General features: G+C 67.5%; 18 protein-coding genes. 12 read left to right on the top strand and 6 right to left on the bottom strand.

The window, feature by feature from the left end:
* The first annotated feature begins 75 nt into the window (after positions 1–75).
* Together pal and K3A85_RS01375 are read left to right on the top strand one after the other, a co-directional pair.
* Positions 76–594, top strand: coding sequence for a peptidoglycan-associated lipoprotein Pal (pal, locus tag K3A85_RS01380; RefSeq protein WP_225204700.1), 519 nt, complete (start codon positions 76–78; stop codon positions 592–594).
* A gap of 118 nt (positions 595–712) precedes the next feature.
* Positions 713–1,246, top strand: a complete 534-nt coding sequence (locus K3A85_RS01375) for a J domain-containing protein (RefSeq protein ID WP_225204699.1) — start codon at positions 713–715, stop codon at positions 1,244–1,246.
* A 186-nt stretch (positions 1,247–1,432) separates the two neighbouring features.
* Here K3A85_RS01375 and K3A85_RS01370 read toward each other — a convergent pair whose 3' ends face one another.
* On the bottom strand, positions 1,433–1,816 hold the full coding sequence (locus tag K3A85_RS01370) for a ribonuclease HI (protein WP_225204698.1): 384 nt from the start codon (positions 1,814–1,816) through the stop codon (positions 1,433–1,435).
* Between the two features lie 12 nt (positions 1,817–1,828).
* Between K3A85_RS01370 and K3A85_RS01365 the strand changes: the two genes are divergently transcribed.
* Positions 1,829–2,386 (top strand): pseudouridine synthase, encoded by a 558-nt coding sequence (locus K3A85_RS01365; protein ID WP_225204697.1) that lies wholly within the window; start codon positions 1,829–1,831, stop codon positions 2,384–2,386.
* A gap of 10 nt (positions 2,387–2,396) precedes the next feature.
* Positions 2,397–3,839, top strand: a complete 1,443-nt coding sequence (locus tag K3A85_RS01360) for a S41 family peptidase (protein WP_225204696.1) — start codon at positions 2,397–2,399, stop codon at positions 3,837–3,839.
* Here the strand turns inward: K3A85_RS01360 and K3A85_RS01355 are convergent.
* The 4 genes from K3A85_RS01355 to K3A85_RS01340 are packed head-to-tail and all read right to left on the bottom strand — an operon-like array spanning position 3,829 to position 6,707.
* Positions 3,829–5,004, bottom strand: a complete 1,176-nt coding sequence (locus K3A85_RS01355) for a CCA tRNA nucleotidyltransferase (protein ID WP_225204695.1) — start codon at positions 5,002–5,004, stop codon at positions 3,829–3,831. The two genes, K3A85_RS01360 and K3A85_RS01355, sit on opposite strands and share 11 nt — an antisense overlap.
* On the bottom strand, positions 4,997–5,602 hold the full coding sequence (locus K3A85_RS01350; RefSeq protein ID WP_225204694.1) for an NUDIX hydrolase: 606 nt from the start codon (positions 5,600–5,602) through the stop codon (positions 4,997–4,999). The genes K3A85_RS01355 and K3A85_RS01350 overlap by 8 nt, the downstream gene beginning before the upstream one ends.
* Complete coding sequence (locus tag K3A85_RS01345) at positions 5,599–6,171, bottom strand: DUF1285 domain-containing protein (RefSeq protein WP_225204693.1); 573 nt, start codon at positions 6,169–6,171, stop codon at positions 5,599–5,601. The genes K3A85_RS01350 and K3A85_RS01345 overlap by 4 nt, the downstream gene beginning before the upstream one ends.
* 26 nt (positions 6,172–6,197) lie before the next feature.
* The gene (locus tag K3A85_RS01340) at positions 6,198–6,707 is read right to left on the bottom strand and encodes a GNAT family N-acetyltransferase (RefSeq protein ID WP_225204692.1); all 510 of its coding nucleotides are present in this window, start codon (positions 6,705–6,707) and stop codon (positions 6,198–6,200) included.
* 137 nt (positions 6,708–6,844) lie between these two features.
* Here K3A85_RS01340 and K3A85_RS01335 point away from each other — a divergent pair, with 137 nt between their 5' ends.
* The 6 genes from K3A85_RS01335 (at position 6,845) to K3A85_RS18175 (ending at position 10,820) form a co-directional block, all read left to right on the top strand.
* Positions 6,845–7,270: a putative toxin-antitoxin system toxin component, PIN family gene (locus K3A85_RS01335; RefSeq protein ID WP_225204691.1), complete on the top strand. Its 426-nt coding sequence runs from the start codon at positions 6,845–6,847 to the stop codon at positions 7,268–7,270.
* The gene (locus K3A85_RS01330) at positions 7,267–7,512 is read left to right on the top strand and encodes a toxin-antitoxin system HicB family antitoxin (protein ID WP_225204690.1); all 246 of its coding nucleotides are present in this window, start codon (positions 7,267–7,269) and stop codon (positions 7,510–7,512) included. Before K3A85_RS01335 ends, K3A85_RS01330 begins: the two co-directional genes overlap by 4 nt.
* Positions 7,513–7,715: 203 nt before the next feature.
* Positions 7,716–9,128 (top strand): cytochrome ubiquinol oxidase subunit I, encoded by a 1,413-nt coding sequence (locus tag K3A85_RS01325; RefSeq protein WP_225204689.1) that lies wholly within the window; start codon positions 7,716–7,718, stop codon positions 9,126–9,128.
* Entirely contained in the window at positions 9,125–10,132 is a 1,008-nt protein-coding gene (cydB, locus tag K3A85_RS01320) for a cytochrome d ubiquinol oxidase subunit II (RefSeq protein WP_225204688.1), read from the top strand. Before K3A85_RS01325 ends, cydB begins: the two co-directional genes overlap by 4 nt.
* Entirely contained in the window at positions 10,119–10,268 is a 150-nt protein-coding gene (locus K3A85_RS01315; RefSeq protein ID WP_225204687.1) for a DUF2474 domain-containing protein, read from the top strand. The genes cydB and K3A85_RS01315 overlap by 14 nt, the downstream gene beginning before the upstream one ends.
* A 96-nt stretch (positions 10,269–10,364) precedes the next feature.
* Entirely contained in the window at positions 10,365–10,820 is a 456-nt protein-coding gene (locus K3A85_RS18175; protein WP_225204686.1) for a DUF2569 family protein, read from the top strand.
* 179 nt (positions 10,821–10,999) lie between these two features.
* On the opposite strand, the gene K3A85_RS01305 is transcribed toward K3A85_RS18175, so the two are convergent.
* Positions 11,000–12,415: a helix-turn-helix domain-containing protein gene (locus K3A85_RS01305; RefSeq protein ID WP_225204685.1), complete on the bottom strand. Its 1,416-nt coding sequence runs from the start codon at positions 12,413–12,415 to the stop codon at positions 11,000–11,002.
* A 149-nt stretch (positions 12,416–12,564) separates the two neighbouring features.
* On the opposite strand from K3A85_RS01305, the gene K3A85_RS01300 reads away from it, so the two are divergent.
* The gene (locus K3A85_RS01300; protein ID WP_225204684.1) at positions 12,565–14,160 is read left to right on the top strand and encodes an isocitrate lyase; all 1,596 of its coding nucleotides are present in this window, start codon (positions 12,565–12,567) and stop codon (positions 14,158–14,160) included.
* Between the two features lie 69 nt (positions 14,161–14,229).
* Positions 14,230–14,388, top strand: a complete 159-nt coding sequence (locus tag K3A85_RS01295; protein ID WP_225204683.1) for a hypothetical protein — start codon at positions 14,230–14,232, stop codon at positions 14,386–14,388.
* The last annotated feature ends 66 nt before the right edge of the window (positions 14,389–14,454 follow it).

The raw sequence follows: 14,454 nt of genomic DNA, 5'->3' as shown, positions 1-14,454 counted from the left end.
TTCTCCCCTTTTTGTTTGCCCTTCCGCCGTGTGCGATGCACAATCCCTTCACGTCTCGCTTCAGGAGCCCTCCTCATGCCCAAGCTGACCGCCAATATTTCCGCGCTGGCGCTGGTCGCCGCCAGCCTCTCGCTCGCCGCCTGCGCCAGCAAGGCGCCCAAGGAGCTGCCGCCGCAGCCGACCGCGAGCTCGACCACGACGATGCCGCCCGAGCAGCCGACCGGCCCGGTGCCCGGCAGCCAGGCCGATTTCCTCGCCTCGGTCCTGTCCGACACCATCCACTTCGATACCGACCGCTACAACGTCGACACCGAAAGCCAGGGCATCCTGCAGAGCCAGGCGCAGTGGCTGGCGCGATACCCCGCCAAGATGGTCACGCTCGAAGGCCATGCCGACGAGCGCGGCACGCGCGACTACAACATCGCGCTGGGCGAACGCCGCGCCAACGCGGCCAAGAACTACCTCGTCAGCCTTGGCGTCGATGCCTCGCGGATCACCGTGGTCAGCTATGGCAAGGAGCGCCCGATCGCGCTCGGCTCGGACGAGGCGAGCTGGGCCAAGAACCGCCGCGCGGTGACGCTGACCGTCCAGTAAGCGGAACACCTGAGCCCGAAAGGGGCTTTATCGGCAGGACGCCATGGCGCAAGGCTCGGAGCACGAGTCTCGCGCTGGGCGTCCTCTCGTCTGAAAAGGGATCGACAAGGTAGGCAGGATGGCGCGGCAAGGGCGTTCGACCGACTGGGGCTTTCCCCGCTGGCGCGGCTATGGCAGCAGCCGCGAGACGGTCAACGTGCGCCTGTGCGATCGCGCCGGGTGCGACCAGCCGGGCAACTGCCCCGCGCCCAAGTCGCCCAACAGCCCCGACCGCTGGTACTTCTGCACCGCGCATGCCGCCGAATACAACGCCGGCTGGAACTACTTCGAAGGGCTCGACAAGGAAGAGGCCGAGCGCCGCGAGCAGGCCGAGCGTGGCGAGGCCTCCGGCTTCCGCCAGGCGGCCTGGGCCGAATGGGGCGGCTCGGGCGATGGCACCCGCAGCCGCGACGAACTGCGCGCGTTGGAAGTGCTCGAGCTTGAACCCGACGCCGATTTCGAGGCGGTGAAGAAGGCCTGGCGCGCCAAGGCCAAGCTCGTCCACCCCGACGTTCGCCCGGGCGACGAGGCCGCCGCGAAGGAGTTCCAGCGGCTCCAGGTCTCCTACGAAGTGCTCCGCGCCGCCGAGGAACGCCGCACCTGGAAAGGGTGACCCGCAAGGGGGTTTAAACATGCCTTGCATATGCAAGGCTTTCCTACATCGGGGCGTACGCGTAAAAGGGCGGCCCTGGCTCTTTGAAAGCGTCGAAATATCAGCCGGTTGCGCGGGGATTCGGGACAGTCGGGCGGGGGCCGGTTTATTCTTCCTGGAACAGTGTAAACCCCGTCAACCCCCCCCTCAGCGCGGATGGCGTTTCGCCAGCGCTGTTCCGGCGAGGTTCCGGGCTCTTGGAACATGGCGGACGCGGACTTTTTCACCGCCCGCCAGCGCCTCGAACTGGGCGAGCAGCGGCGCCGCTTCCGGCCTCGGCCGGGTCCGCCCCTCGATCACCGCGATCACCGCCAGCGCATCGCCCAGCAGCACGAAATCGGTCAGCCCCCGCGCACGCGCCAGCCGCAGCGCCTCGATCGCCGCGCGCCATTCCGCCTCGTGGCTTCCGCCCTGGCCAAGGTCGTCGCGAACGAACGCCTCGCCGCCGGTCACCACCGCGCACTCCATCGCGCCGGGATTCGGGCGGCAGCCGCCGTCGAAGAAGACTTTCACCCGCGCCGCTTTTGCCATACCCGAAGCCCCATGGCCCGGCTGATCCTGTTCAACAAGCCCTACGGCGTGCTCAGCCAGTTCACCGATACCGCCGGGGAAGGGGCGCGGGCCACGCTCTCGGACCACATCGCGGTGCCGGGCGTCTATCCCGCCGGCCGGCTTGATCGCGACAGCGAAGGCCTACTGCTGCTTACCGACGACGGCCGCCTCCAGGCCCGCATCGCCGACCCGCGGTTCAAGGCGCCCAAGACCTACCTCGTCCAGGTCGAAGGCACGGTCACCGAACCGGCGCTCGAAAGCCTGCGCCGGGGCCTGCGGCTGAAGGACGGCATGACCCTGCCCGCCGGGGCCGAGGCGATCGCGCCGCCGCAGCTCTGGCCGCGCGATCCGCCGGTGCGCTTCCGCAAGACCGTGCCCGATGCGTGGATTGCGCTTACCCTGCGCGAAGGCCGCAACCGCCAGGTCCGCCGCATGACTGCCGCGGTCGGCTTGCCCACGCTGCGGCTGGTGCGCTGGCGGATCGGCGACTGGACGCTGGACGGCCTCGCCCCCGGCGATTGGCGAGAGGTTGCCGTACCCACACACTGAGGAGACTTCGATGCAGCGGCGCAGCTTCGTGAAGACCGGTCTCGCCACGCTTCTGGCCGGCGCGGTTCCCGTGGGCCGGGCCAGCGCGGCCGACCTTGCCGGCGACATGACGATCCTGCGCCGCGCGCTCGACCTGCATCCCGGCCTCTACCGCTATGCCACGCCCGCACAGGTTGCGTCGCGGCTCGATGCGCTGCAGGGCGCCTTCGTCGGCGCCGCAACCCCGGAGCAGCGCTACCTCGCGCTTGCGCGCTTCCTTGCCACGATCCGCTGCGGCCACAGCTACGCCAATTTCTACAACCAGAAGAAAGCGCTGGCCGCCGCGCTGTTCGACCGGCGCACCCGGCTGCCGTTCCACTTCGTCTGGCTGGGCGATGCCATGGTCGTCACCGCCGATGCTTCGGGCCAGCTGTCCCCCGGCACCCGGATCGAGGCGATCAATGGCGAGAGCGCCACAGCCTTGCGCAACCGGCTGCTGCCCTATGTCCGCGCCGACGGGCACAACGACGGCAAGCGCGTCTCGCTGCTGGAGGTGCGCGGTGACGACAGCATCGAGACGTTCGACGTGTTCCAGGGCCTGCTCTCGCCGCCGACCGCTGGCGTGCACCGGCTGGTGGTGCGCGCGCCCGGTGGCCCCGCGCGGCGCATCGAGCTTCCCGCCATCGACCTTGCCGAGCGGCGCAAAGCGATGATCGTGACCGACTCTGGCCCCGATGCGGTGGTCTGGCGCTGGGACATGCGACCCGACGGCGTCGCGCTGCTGACCATGCCCGGCTGGGCGCTCTATGACAGCAAGTGGAACTGGCAGGCCTGGCTCGACGAGCGGCTCGACAGCCTGGACGGAGCGCGCGGCCTGATCGTCGACATCCGCGACAACGAGGGCGGTCTGGAGGAGCCGGGCAACGCGGTGCTCTCGCGCTTCATCGATCGGCCCTACAATCCGCCGCAGCAGGAACAGCGCCTGCGCTTCCGCACGACGCCGGCCGATCTCGATCCCTATCTCGACACCTGGGACGACAGTTTCCGCACGCTGGGGCAGGGCGCCACGCCCCTGCCGGGCGGGTTCTTCCTGCGGCCCGGCAGCGCGGACAACCTCGCCGTCGTGCCCGCTGGCGAGCGCCTGGCGATCCCGCTCGCGGTGCTGACCTCGCCGGTCAACAGCTCGGCCACGTTCCAGTTCGCGAGCGCGGTCCGCACCACCGGAGCAGGGCGGCTGGTCGGCCGCACCACCGGGGGCAACCGGCGCGGGATCAACGGCGGGTGCTTCTTCTTCGTCCGGCTGCCGGCGAGCGGGATCGAATTCGACCTGCCGCTGGTCGGCTATTTCCCGACCACGCAGCAGCCCGACGCCGGGCTCGACCCCGATATCGCGGTCATGGCCAGCGCCGCCGACATCGCCGCGGCGCGCGATCCGGTGCTCGAGCGCGCCGTGGCGACGATCCTCAGGCGCTGAGCGCGGCCTCGAGCAGGGCGGGGATCGCGGCGTCGTCGAAGCCGCTGGCGACCCAGCCATCCTCGACCTTGCGCAGCGTGGCGGCGACTTGGGGACCCGCGCCCACGCCGCGCGCCACAACATCGCCGCCCTTCAGCGGAAAGCGCGGCGCCTCCCAGCCGGCAATCGGGGCGAGCGTCCGTCCTGCCAGCAGCATCCGGTCGCGCGCTTCGTCGATGCCCAGCCGGTAGGCCAGCGCCCGGGCCTCGGCTTCGGTTTCGCTGCCGCTGCGCCGGGCGGCGGCGGCAAGGCGCTTCCTTTGCGCGGTGCTGAGCCGCAGGCGGGCGCCGATCTGGTCGACCGCTGCCGGATCGGCGGGCAGGATCGCGGCGAGCCGCCGCAGCGGATCGGGGGCCACGCCTTCGCGCGCTTCCGCCGCTTCGAGCGCTCCGAGCGGGGCGGGATCGGCTTCGGGCAGGACGTGCGTCAGCACGCCCAGCTCCGCCATCCGCGCCAGCGTGGCCGACGGCGCGGGCAAGGCCAGCAGCGCGAGCAGTTCGCCGGCGATCCGTTCGCGGCTGAGGCCCTTGAGCCCGGCGCCCAGCGCCAGAACCGCGGCTTCGGCCTGCGCGTCGGCAGGCAGCGAACCGAACCGCGCCTGGAAGCGGAAGTAGCGCAGGATGCGCAAGTAATCCTCGCGGATCCGCGTTTCGGCATCGCCGATGAATCGCACGCGGCGGGCGTTCAGGTCGTCGAGCCCGCCGAACCAGTCGAACACTTCGCCGCTCGCCGGATCGACGTAGAGCGCGTTGATGGTGAAATCGCGCCGGGCGGCATCCTCGCGCCATTCCGTGCTGAAGGCCACGGTGGCATGACGGCCGTCGGTCTCGACGTCGCGGCGCAGCGTCGTGATCTCGACCGGCCCGCCTTCGAGCACGGCGGTGACGGTGCCGTGGGCAAGCCCCGTCGGCACGGCGCGGATGCCGGCGGCGGCGAGGCGCTCCAGCGTCGCCTGCGGCAGCAGCACGCTCGCCATGTCGACGTCCTTGGGCGCAAAGCCCAGCAGCGTATCGCGCACCACCCCGCCGACATAGCGCGCGTTGCCGGGGCCGAGCGCGGCAACCAGCGCGGCGAGATCGGTCCGGCCGAACCAGTCCGAAGGTGGCAGGAGAACCGGCTCAGCCATGCCAGGCGAGCCGTCCGGTGAGGTTGGCGATGATCCCCCCGGTCACCCCCCAGATGCGGTGCTCGCGCCACAGGATCTCGACGTAGGAGACGTTGCGCCCTTGCCAGTCGACGGAATGGCGCTGCTGGTTGGCGGGATCGAGCACGAAGCCCAGCGGCGGCTCGAACCAGCTCGCAACCTCGGCGGGGTTGGGGCGGAGCGGCAGATCGGGCGGGATCATGGCGAGGACGGGGGTGATGTCGTAGCCGGTGCCGGTGCGGTACTGGTCCGACGCGCCGACCACGGTCACGTCGGCAGGATCGATGCCCAGTTCCTCGTTCGCTTCGCGCAGCGCGGCCTCGATCGGGGTTTCGCCCGGATCGAGCTTGCCGCCGGGAAAGGCCGCCTGTCCGGGATGCGCCCGCATGTGCGACGGGCGATGGATCAGCAGCACGCCGGGGCCATCGGGGTGATCGCCGCGATCGGTCACCGCGATAAGCACCGCGGCGGGACGCAGGCCGCTCTCGGGGATCGGACGGAAGTCCTCGTAGGCCGGTTCGAAGGGCTTGGCATGGCCCTCGTCGAACAGCCGCTTGAGCCGGTCGAGCAGCGCGCTCACGCGAGCGGCGCCAGCGCGAAACGCGCGCCCATGCTGGTGACTTCGAGCGCGTCGGCGTCCGAGACGGTGAGCGCGTAATCGATCAGCTGGCCATAGGTGCTGCGGTTGAGCCGCGCCTCGGTGCCATGGCGCACGGCGATGTAGAAGGCGGGCAGCTCGGCTGTCCCGGCGACGCGCAGCGGATTGTCGGGGCCGCAGAGCACGAGGTCGTCGCTGTTCAGCCGGAAGGCGAGCACGGGACGGCCATCGCCATCGTGGCGCACTTCCATGTCGGTGGCGAGAAAGGCCGCGTCCTCGACCTCGATCGACAGGCGCTGGAACGGGGTCTTGAGCCAGTGCCGCCCATCGGCCTCGCGCACCAGCAGCGCGGAAAAGGCCCGGACCATTGCCGGACGCTTGATCTCGCCCCCCTGGTGGAACCAGCGCCCGTCGCGGGCGATGCGCATCTCGCTGTCGCCGGTTTCGGCCGGAGTCCACTGGTCTACCGGCGGAATGCGCCGCGCCTCCACCTCGGCCGCGAGCTGGGCGAGCGAGAGCGAGGCGAGTTCTGGCGGTGGCGTATAGGGCATGTCGGCTCAGCCGATGCCAGAAGCGATCAGCGCCGCCAAGGCCCCAAGGTGCCGTCTTGCGGCAGGACGGCCGGGTTGGCGGTGCGGCACAGCAGGCGGTGCTGCTCGAATGGCCCCGGCAGCGTCCATCCGCCGGTGTGCGCGTTGGAGAAGCCGAAGAAGCGCTCGTAGTATTCGGGATCGCCGATCAGCACCTGCGGCAGCGGCGCGCGCGGGTCGATGGCGGTGAGCGCGGCGGTCATCAGCGCCTTGCCATAGCCCTTGCCCTGCAGTCCCGGCAGCACGGCGACCGGACCGACCATGATCATCGGATGCGCACGCCCCGCAGAATCGGTCAGCGCGACGGGCCAGCACTGGATCGTGCCGGCGAGCATCTCGTCCTCGTCGAGCGCCGCGAACGAGAGCGCGGGCAGCCACTCCATCCCCTCGCGCACCTTGTACGCCGTGCGGGTGTGGCGCTCGGGCTCGAACGCCGAATCGAGCAATTCCTCGACCAGCGCGGGGTCGACATCGGCAAGGGGGATGATCGTGGACACCGCGCGGCGGATAGCGGCGGGGGCCGGGGGGCGCAAGGGCGGGGGCGAAGGGGGAACAGCCACCAAGGCCACGATCCTTCGGCTTCGCCATCCGCCATGCATTGAAGAATTTCCAAAGGAGTGATATCTCATGGGATATGTTTCGGGTCGTGCTCGATACGGATGTGGTCGTCACCGCACTGCGTAGTGCAAGTGGCGGCAGCAATGCCGTCCTTCGCGAGCTCGCCCACGGTCGGCTGACTGCGCTCGTTACGCCGGCCCTGTTCCTCGAATACGAGGCCGTGCTCAAGCGGCCCGAACAACGCTTGGCTCACGGTTTGGGACTGCGGGAAATCGATCGATTCCTTGCTGCCTTTGCGAGCGCGTGCGAGCCGGTCGAGGTGAGCTTTCAATGGCGGCCGCAATTGAGCGACCCCAATGACGAAATGGTGTTGGAAACGGCCGTAAACGGTCGCGCTGATGCGCTTGTCACGCACAACCTGCGCGACTTCGTCAAAGGCGCGGATCGGTTCGGACTGAAGGTCCTACGCCCCGGCGAACTTTTGAAGGAACTGCGATCATGAGCAAGGCATCCTACCCGCTCAAACTGCCCGCCTCGGTCAAGGCCGCCGCCGCGCGACTTGCCAAGGAGGACGGCGTTTCGCTCAACCAATGGATTTCCGTGGCGATTGCACAGAAGATCGGCGTGGTCGAAACAGCCGCGGATTTCCTCAAGCGGCGCGCTGGAATGTCGCAACCGGCGGACATGCTGCCGTTCCTCGACAAGGCGAAGCGGGAGACGCCACCGGCGGGGGACGAGATCTGAAAGTTTCGCCAGGCGTTGGGGGGGCGCCCCCCGGGGCCATTGGCGCTCCCCATGCGTTGCAGCCCATGCAATCGCCGCGCAATCATTGCACTTTACGCCCCTGCGCAAGAGGCCTAGCGCGCGCCTTGCCCGCCCAAAGAGCGGACAGTCCTTAGGGGAGAAGCGCCGTGTTTTCGGGCTTTGACGCGACTGTGCTGGCACGCATGCAGTTCGCCTTCACGGTGAGCTTCCACTTCATCTTCCCGGCCTTCTCGATCGGCCTTGCCAGCTACCTCGCCGTGCTCGAGGGGCTGTGGCTCAAGACGGGCAAGGCGCTCTATCTCGACCTGTTCCGCTACTGGCTGAAGATCTTCGCCGTGGCCTTTGCGATGGGCGTCGTTTCGGGGCTGGTCATGTCCTACCAGTTCGGGACCAACTGGTCGGTGTTCTCCGACAAGGCGGGCGGGGTGATCGGGCCGCTGATGGCCTATGAAGTGCTGACCGCCTTCTTCCTCGAGGCCGGGTTTCTGGGCGTGATGCTGTTCGGCATGGGCCGGGTGGGCAAGGGGCTGCACTTTGCCGCCACGCTGATGGTGGCGCTGGGCACCTTCATTTCGGCCTTCTGGATCCTGTCGGTCAATTCGTGGATGCAGACGCCGACGGGCTACGAGATCGGACCCGGCGGCCAGTTCCTGCCGGGCCCGAGCTGGGCGGCGATCATCTTCAACCCGAGCTTTCCCTACCGCCTGGTCCACACGGTGATCGCGGCGTACCTGACGACCGCGCTCGCTGTCGGCGCGGTGGGCGCATGGCACCTGCTGCGCGACCGCCAGAATGCGCATGCGCGGAAAATGTTCTCGATGGCGATGTGGATGGCCGCGCTCGTCGCGCCGGTGCAGATCTTCGCGGGCGACGCACACGGGCTCAACACGCTGGAGCATCAGCCGGCCAAGGTGATGGCGATGGAAGGCCACTACCAGAGCCACCCGCACGGCGCGCCGCTCTATCTGTTCGGCATTCCCGACGACAGGACGCAAACCCTGCGCTACGCCATCGCCATTCCCAAGGCGTCGAGCCTGATTCTCAAGCACGATCCGGATGCGCCACTCGCCGGGCTGGACACCATCGCGCCCGACAAGCGGCCGCCGGTGTGGATCGTGTTCTGGTCGTTCCGGGTGATGGTGGGGCTGGGCTTTGCCATGCTCGGGCTGGGGCTGTGGAGCCTTTTTGCCCGCGCGCGCAAGAAGCTCTACGACTGGCCCTGGCTGCATCGCGCGGCGCTGGTGATGGGGCCATCGGGCTTCGTCGCGGTGATCGCGGGGTGGGTCACCACCGAAGTTGGCCGCCAGCCCTATACCGTCTATGGCCTGCTCACCACGGCTGAAAGCCGCAGCCCGATCGCGGCGCCCGCCGTCGCGGCTTCGCTGCTCGCGTTCATCCTAGTCTACTGCGCGGTGTTCGGCATCGGCGTGTGGTACATCCTCAAGCTGATGAACCAGGGCGCGCATCCGCACGAAACCGGGCCTGAACAGGACGAGCGCGCCCCGATCCGCAGCGCCGGGATCACGCCGGGGCCGCACCAGCACGCCGCCATAGAAGAGATGGGCGAAGATTCCGGCGCAGGAGCGGTGACATGATGGTCAACTTCGATCTCGCCACCGTCTGGGCATTCATCATCGCCTTTGCCGTGCTGATGTACGTGGTGATGGACGGCTTCGACCTTGGCATCGGCATCCTCTTCCCGTTCTACCGCCCCGGCGCGGAGCGCGATCAGGCGATGAACGCCATCGCCCCGGTGTGGGACGGCAACGAGACCTGGCTGGTGCTGGGCGGCGGCGGGCTGTTCGCGGCCTTTCCGCTGGCCTACGCGATCGTGCTGCCGGCGACCTATCCGCTGATGATCGCGATGCTGCTGGGCCTCGTATTCCGGGGTGTGGCCTTCGAATTCCGATGGCGCGATCCGCGGCACCAGCGGTTCTGGGACAGGGCGTTCTTCGCCGGTTCGCTCGTCGCCGCAATGGCGCAGGGGATGACGCTGGGCGCGCTGCTGCAGGGCGTGCATGTGGAAGGGCGCGCCTATGCCGGTGGCTGGCTCGACTGGCTTTCGCCGTACTCGCTGCTGACCGGCGCGGGCGTCGTCGTCGGCTACGCGCTGCTCGGCGCGTGCTGGCTGGCGATCAAGGTCGAAGGCGATGCGCAAACACGCGCCTTCCGCCATGCCCGCGCCGCCGCGCTGGCGACGCTGCTCGCCATGGCGGCGGTGAGCCTCGCCACCCCGTTCCTGGGCCAGCAATACTTCGCGCGCTGGTTCCATATGCCGCTGCTGATCGCGCTGGCCCCGGTGCCGGTCGCGACGGTCAGCGTCGCCGTGCTGCTGTGGCGCGCGCTGGGCCGGCGCGAGGAATGGCCGCCGTTCCTCTATGCGCTGGCGCTGTTCGGCCTCGGCGCGATCGGCCTCGGCGTGTCGATGTGGCCCTATGTCGTGCCGCAGTCGGTCACGATCTGGCAGGCCGCCGCGCCCGAGCGATCACAGGTGTTCATGCTGATCGGTGTCGGCTTGGTGATGCCGCTGATCCTCGCCTACACCGGCTGGGCCTACTGGGTGTTCCGCGGCAAGGTGGGCGAGCATGGGTATCATTGATCCGCGCTTCGACCCGGCGGGGGCGGAAGGCGTGCCGCTGTGGCGGCGGCTCGGCTGGATGGCGGGGATATGGGTGGCGAGCGTGGTGACGCTGGGGGCGGTGGCCGGGGTGCTGCGGATGTGGTTGACGGGGTAGGGGCGGGGGCAATAGGTCAACAAGGGTTGCGCCAGTTGCGGATGTTAGTCGAGCCTGCGAAGCATTGCGTGACTCGGAAACTAATTGGGGGGAAGTATGTCAAGAGAAGTTGGACTAAGGAGTATCAGAGGCTGGCTGGCGGTTTTGACTGGCTTCGTCGGTGTTCTGATTCCATTGGGCCAGCTAGGAAGTTTCTTGGCGCTGTTAAAGGCAGAGCCAATTCTACAGCCCCGCTTCGGTCAAAATTGGCCGACTTACTTTGCACTGACCTCAGCGATCATTGTTGCTCGCGCCGTCATCTGCTTGCTTGTTGCAAGAGCATTGATTTGGAATCGTCATACTTCGACCCCAAAGACTGCGGCTATCGGGATTTGGGTTGCTCTCTTTCTGCTCGGGCTAGTCAGTGTTGCTATCGCGGGTGCCCTAAATCCCGAACCAGTTCATTACAATGGCGCAGCTACGAACCTTTTTTGGATAGTGCTGATATGCGTAGTTGCAACAGCCTACCTTCTTCGATCAAAAAGGGTCGCCCAAACCTACGGCAACTTTTAAGCCTCAATCGCTCGAATTATTGATTGCGACAGCAGCGTCCGCTCCCCACCTATTTTCCACCGTCACCCCGGGCTGGACCCGGGGTCCCGCTTCTTCTGGCGCGACGTCACGAAGAACAGCGGGATCCCGGGTTAAGCCCCGGATGACGATGCAAGGCGGACGTCGGGTTCGGAGCCAGCTCAACTTTCCGCAAAGGCGAACGGTTCGGCTGTGCGGCGGTAGTCGTCGGGAAGGATTTCGCGGCCCAGTGGCGGTTCGGCGCGGGCGGCGCAGTCGGCGCGGTTGCACAGGCGGCAGGTGACGCCGATGGGCGTGGGCCTCGCCTCCTGTCCCCCAGCATTCTGTCCCGCCGCATAGACCAGCTTGCCGGCGTGTTCGGCGGCGCAGGCGAGGGCGATCGCGCGCAGCGTGCGGGGGCGGCCGTGCGCCCCGCCGCCCGATGACACCGTCCGCGCGATCGAGAAAAAGCGCTGGCCGTCGGGCAGTTCGAGCCACTGCGTCAGCACTTCGTCGGGGCGGCGGAAGGCCGAATGGAGGTTCCACAAGGGGCAGCCGCCGCCGTGCGCGGCAAAGGGGAAGCCTGCGCCGTCCAATCGCTTCGATACGTTTCCTGCTTCGTCCACGCGGATGAAGAAGAACGGCACGCGTTCCTGCCCCGGCCGGCCGAGCGTGGTCAGCCGGTGGGCGACCTGTTCGAAGCTGGTGCCGAACTGTCCGGCGAGCGCCTCGATATCATAGGCGCGCGCATCGACCGCGCGGGCGAACTTGTCGTAGGGCATGACCAGCGCTGCCGCGCCGTAGGCGGCGAGCGCGCGGCGGACGAGCGTCGCCGCTGTCGGGCTGGCAAAGCTTTCGCCGCGCAGCAGGGCCGAAATCTCCGGCCGCAGCGCGGTGTAGGCCATGTGCATCGCCATCTGCCAGGTGCGCTGGGTGGGGTTGAGCGTATCGTCGAGCAGCAGCTGTTCGTTGTGCCGGTCGTAGCGCCGGATCGATCCCATCATCACGTCCGAGGGCAGCAGGCGCACGCGCAGGCCCTGCTGGCGCAAGGCTTCGCGGATCGACCCGGCCTTGTCGATCTCGCCCGCCAGCTGCTCGGCGCGCGAATCGAGCGTCGGGAAGTAGTTGCGCCGATCAGCCACGAAGCGCCGCGCTTCGGCCACCGGATCGACGCCGCGCGGGGCGCCGCCATCGGCCCGCAATCCGGCAAGCGCCTGCTGTTCGCGCACATAGGCACCGTGGAGCCGCAGCATCGCCTCGGTCACGCCGGGAAAGCTGGTGGCAACGTCGGCCACTTCGAGCGCGGGCAGGTCGATTTCGGCGAAGATCGGATCGCGCAGCACATCGGCCAGGCGGCGCGCGTAATCGTCGCGCTCGTCCGCGGCGAGGTCCGCCATGTCGAGCTTGTAGGCGCGGGCGAGGCGCAGCAGCAGGTCGGCGGTCAGCGGGCGCTGGTTGCGTTCCAGCAGCGCGATGTAGCTCGCAGAAATGCCCAGTTCGTCGGCCATCGCCGCCTGGGTCAATCCCAGTTCGCGCCGCAGCCGCTTGATGCGCGGGCCGAGGTAGAGCGGGCGATTTGCTGCCGGACCCATTGCCATAAAATGCGCTCCTGTAACGCCTGCACAACTTTACAAGCATTTTCTGTCAAGTTTGACAACAGGACTTCGCAAGGGGTGTCCGAATCCCCTTGGCCGCCGTTATCCGGGTGCCACGCAAACGAACTCCTGCGCTCCAAGGAACTGCTGCCATGACCTATCACAGCCAGATCAACGAGGCCGCCAAGGCCATCGCGCCCTTCCAGACCACATGGGACGGGATCGAGCCGGAAAGCGTCGCACGCATGCGCCTGCAGAACCGCTTCCACACCGGGCTCGACATCGCGCGCTACACCGCAAAGATCATGCGCCGCGACATGGCCGCCTATGATGCGGACCCGGCGAACTACACGCAGTCGCTCGGCTGCTGGCACGGGTTCATCGGCCAGCAGAAGATGATTTCGATCAAGAAGCACTTCGGCACCACCAAGGGCCGCTACCTCTACCTGTCGGGCTGGATGGTCGCCGCGCTGCGCAGCGAATTCGGTCCGCTGCCCGACCAGTCGATGCACGAGAAGACCAGCGTTCCCGCGCTGATCGAGGAACTCTACACCTTCCTGAAGCAGGCCGATGCCCGCGAACTGGGCATGCTGTTCCGCGATCTCGACGCTGCGAAGAAGGCGGGCGATGCGGTCAACACCCACCGCCTGCTGCACAAGATCGACGAATTCGAAACCCACGTCGTTCCGATCATCGCCGACATCGACGCAGGGTTCGGCAATGCCGAGGCGACCTACCTGCTCGCCAAGAAGTTCATCGAAGCTGGCGCCTGCTGCATCCAGATCGAAAACCAGGTCTCGGACGAAAAGCAGTGCGGCCACCAGGACGGCAAGGTTACCGTGCCGCACGAGGACTTCCTCGCGAAGATCCGCGCGGTCCGTTATGCCTTCATGGAACTGGGCGTCGATGACGGCGTGATCGTTGCGCGCACCGACAGCCTCGGGGCTGGCCTGACCAAGCAGATCGCCTTCGTGAAGGAGCCGGGTGACATCGGCGACCAGTACAACAGCTTCCTCGATTGCGAGGAAGTCGATGCCGCCAACCTCGGCCACGGCGATGTGCTGATCAGCCGCGACGGCAAGCTGATGCGCCCGAAGCGCCTGCCTTCGAACCTGTACCAGTTCCGCGCCGGAACGGGCGAGGACCGCTGCGTGCTCGACTGCATCACTTCGCTGCAGAACGGGGCGGACCTGCTCTGGATCGAAACCGAAAAGCCGCACATCGGCCAGATCGGCGGCATGGTCAGCCGCATCCGCGAAGTGATCCCGAACGCCAAGCTGGTCTACAACAACAGCCCGTCGTTCAACTGGACGCTGAACTTCCGCCAGCAGGTCTACGACGCGATGGTCGAAGCCGGCAAGGACGTTTCCGCTTACGACCGCGCCAAGCTGATGAGCGTGGACTATGACGGCACCGAGCTGGGCGTCGAGGCGGACGAACGCATCCGCACCTTCCAGCGCGATGCGGCGCGTGAGGCCGGCATCTTCCACCACCTGATCACCCTGCCGACCTACCACACCGCGGCGCTCAGCACCGACAACCTCGCCAAGCGCTACTTCGGCGAAGAGGGCATGCTGGGCTACGTCAAGCAGGTGCAGCGCGAGGAAATCCGCCAGGGCATCGCCTGCGTGAAGCACCAGAACATGGCCGGTTCGGACATCGGCGACGACCACAAGGAATACTTCGCCGGTGAAGCCGCGCTCAAGGCCGGCGGCGCCCATAACACGATGAACCAATTTGCTGCCTGACGGCAGCAGACACCCCACACGCTTACCTTTCGCGGCAATCACGCCACGAAGATCCAAGGAGGACGACCAATGTCTGAACCGCAACGCGCCCGCGCGGTCCTCTCGACCGAGGACTTCAAGCTGATCCGCGAAGCCGTACTGCACTACCTGAAGGCGATCGAGGACCAGCCGGAATCGGTGAAGTTCTCGAACCTCTACCATCGCCTCGGCAGCGCCATGGGCCGCTGAGGCATCACGAGACTTTCCTGGGGAGGAAAGCGGGCCCGTCGCACCACCGGTGCGGCGGGCCCTTTC

Source organism: Novosphingobium huizhouense (assembly GCF_020179475.1).
Classification (GTDB): Bacteria; Pseudomonadota; Alphaproteobacteria; order Sphingomonadales; family Sphingomonadaceae; genus Novosphingobium; species Novosphingobium huizhouense.
This window is presented reverse-complemented; position numbering and strand designations above follow the sequence as displayed.

What these genes read in the sequence shown, in the direction of transcription:
- pal (WP_225204700.1), top strand. Translation starts at nt 76, where the DNA reads ATGCCCAAGCTGACCGCCAATATTTCCGCGCTGGCGCTGGTCGCCGCC.
- K3A85_RS01375 (WP_225204699.1), top strand. Translation starts at nt 713, where the DNA reads ATGGCGCGGCAAGGGCGTTCGACCGACTGGGGCTTTCCCCGCTGGCGC.
- K3A85_RS01370 (WP_225204698.1), bottom strand. Translation starts at nt 1,816, where the DNA reads ATGGCAAAAGCGGCGCGGGTGAAAGTCTTCTTCGACGGCGGCTGCCGC.
- K3A85_RS01365 (WP_225204697.1), top strand. Translation starts at nt 1,829, where the DNA reads ATGGCCCGGCTGATCCTGTTCAACAAGCCCTACGGCGTGCTCAGCCAG.
- K3A85_RS01360 (WP_225204696.1), top strand. Translation starts at nt 2,397, where the DNA reads ATGCAGCGGCGCAGCTTCGTGAAGACCGGTCTCGCCACGCTTCTGGCC.
- K3A85_RS01355 (WP_225204695.1), bottom strand. Translation starts at nt 5,004, where the DNA reads ATGGCTGAGCCGGTTCTCCTGCCACCTTCGGACTGGTTCGGCCGGACC.
- K3A85_RS01345 (WP_225204693.1), bottom strand. Translation starts at nt 6,171, where the DNA reads ATGCCCTATACGCCACCGCCAGAACTCGCCTCGCTCTCGCTCGCCCAG.
- K3A85_RS01335 (WP_225204691.1), top strand. Translation starts at nt 6,845, where the DNA reads ATGTTTCGGGTCGTGCTCGATACGGATGTGGTCGTCACCGCACTGCGT.
- K3A85_RS01330 (WP_225204690.1), top strand. Translation starts at nt 7,267, where the DNA reads ATGAGCAAGGCATCCTACCCGCTCAAACTGCCCGCCTCGGTCAAGGCC.
- K3A85_RS01325 (WP_225204689.1), top strand. Translation starts at nt 7,716, where the DNA reads ATGCAGTTCGCCTTCACGGTGAGCTTCCACTTCATCTTCCCGGCCTTC.
- cydB (WP_225204688.1), top strand. Translation starts at nt 9,125, where the DNA reads ATGATGGTCAACTTCGATCTCGCCACCGTCTGGGCATTCATCATCGCC.
- K3A85_RS01315 (WP_225204687.1), top strand. Translation starts at nt 10,119, where the DNA reads ATGGGTATCATTGATCCGCGCTTCGACCCGGCGGGGGCGGAAGGCGTG.
- K3A85_RS18175 (WP_225204686.1), top strand. Translation starts at nt 10,365, where the DNA reads ATGTCAAGAGAAGTTGGACTAAGGAGTATCAGAGGCTGGCTGGCGGTT.
- K3A85_RS01305 (WP_225204685.1), bottom strand. Translation starts at nt 12,415, where the DNA reads ATGGCAATGGGTCCGGCAGCAAATCGCCCGCTCTACCTCGGCCCGCGC.
- K3A85_RS01300 (WP_225204684.1), top strand. Translation starts at nt 12,565, where the DNA reads ATGACCTATCACAGCCAGATCAACGAGGCCGCCAAGGCCATCGCGCCC.
- K3A85_RS01295 (WP_225204683.1), top strand. Translation starts at nt 14,230, where the DNA reads ATGTCTGAACCGCAACGCGCCCGCGCGGTCCTCTCGACCGAGGACTTC.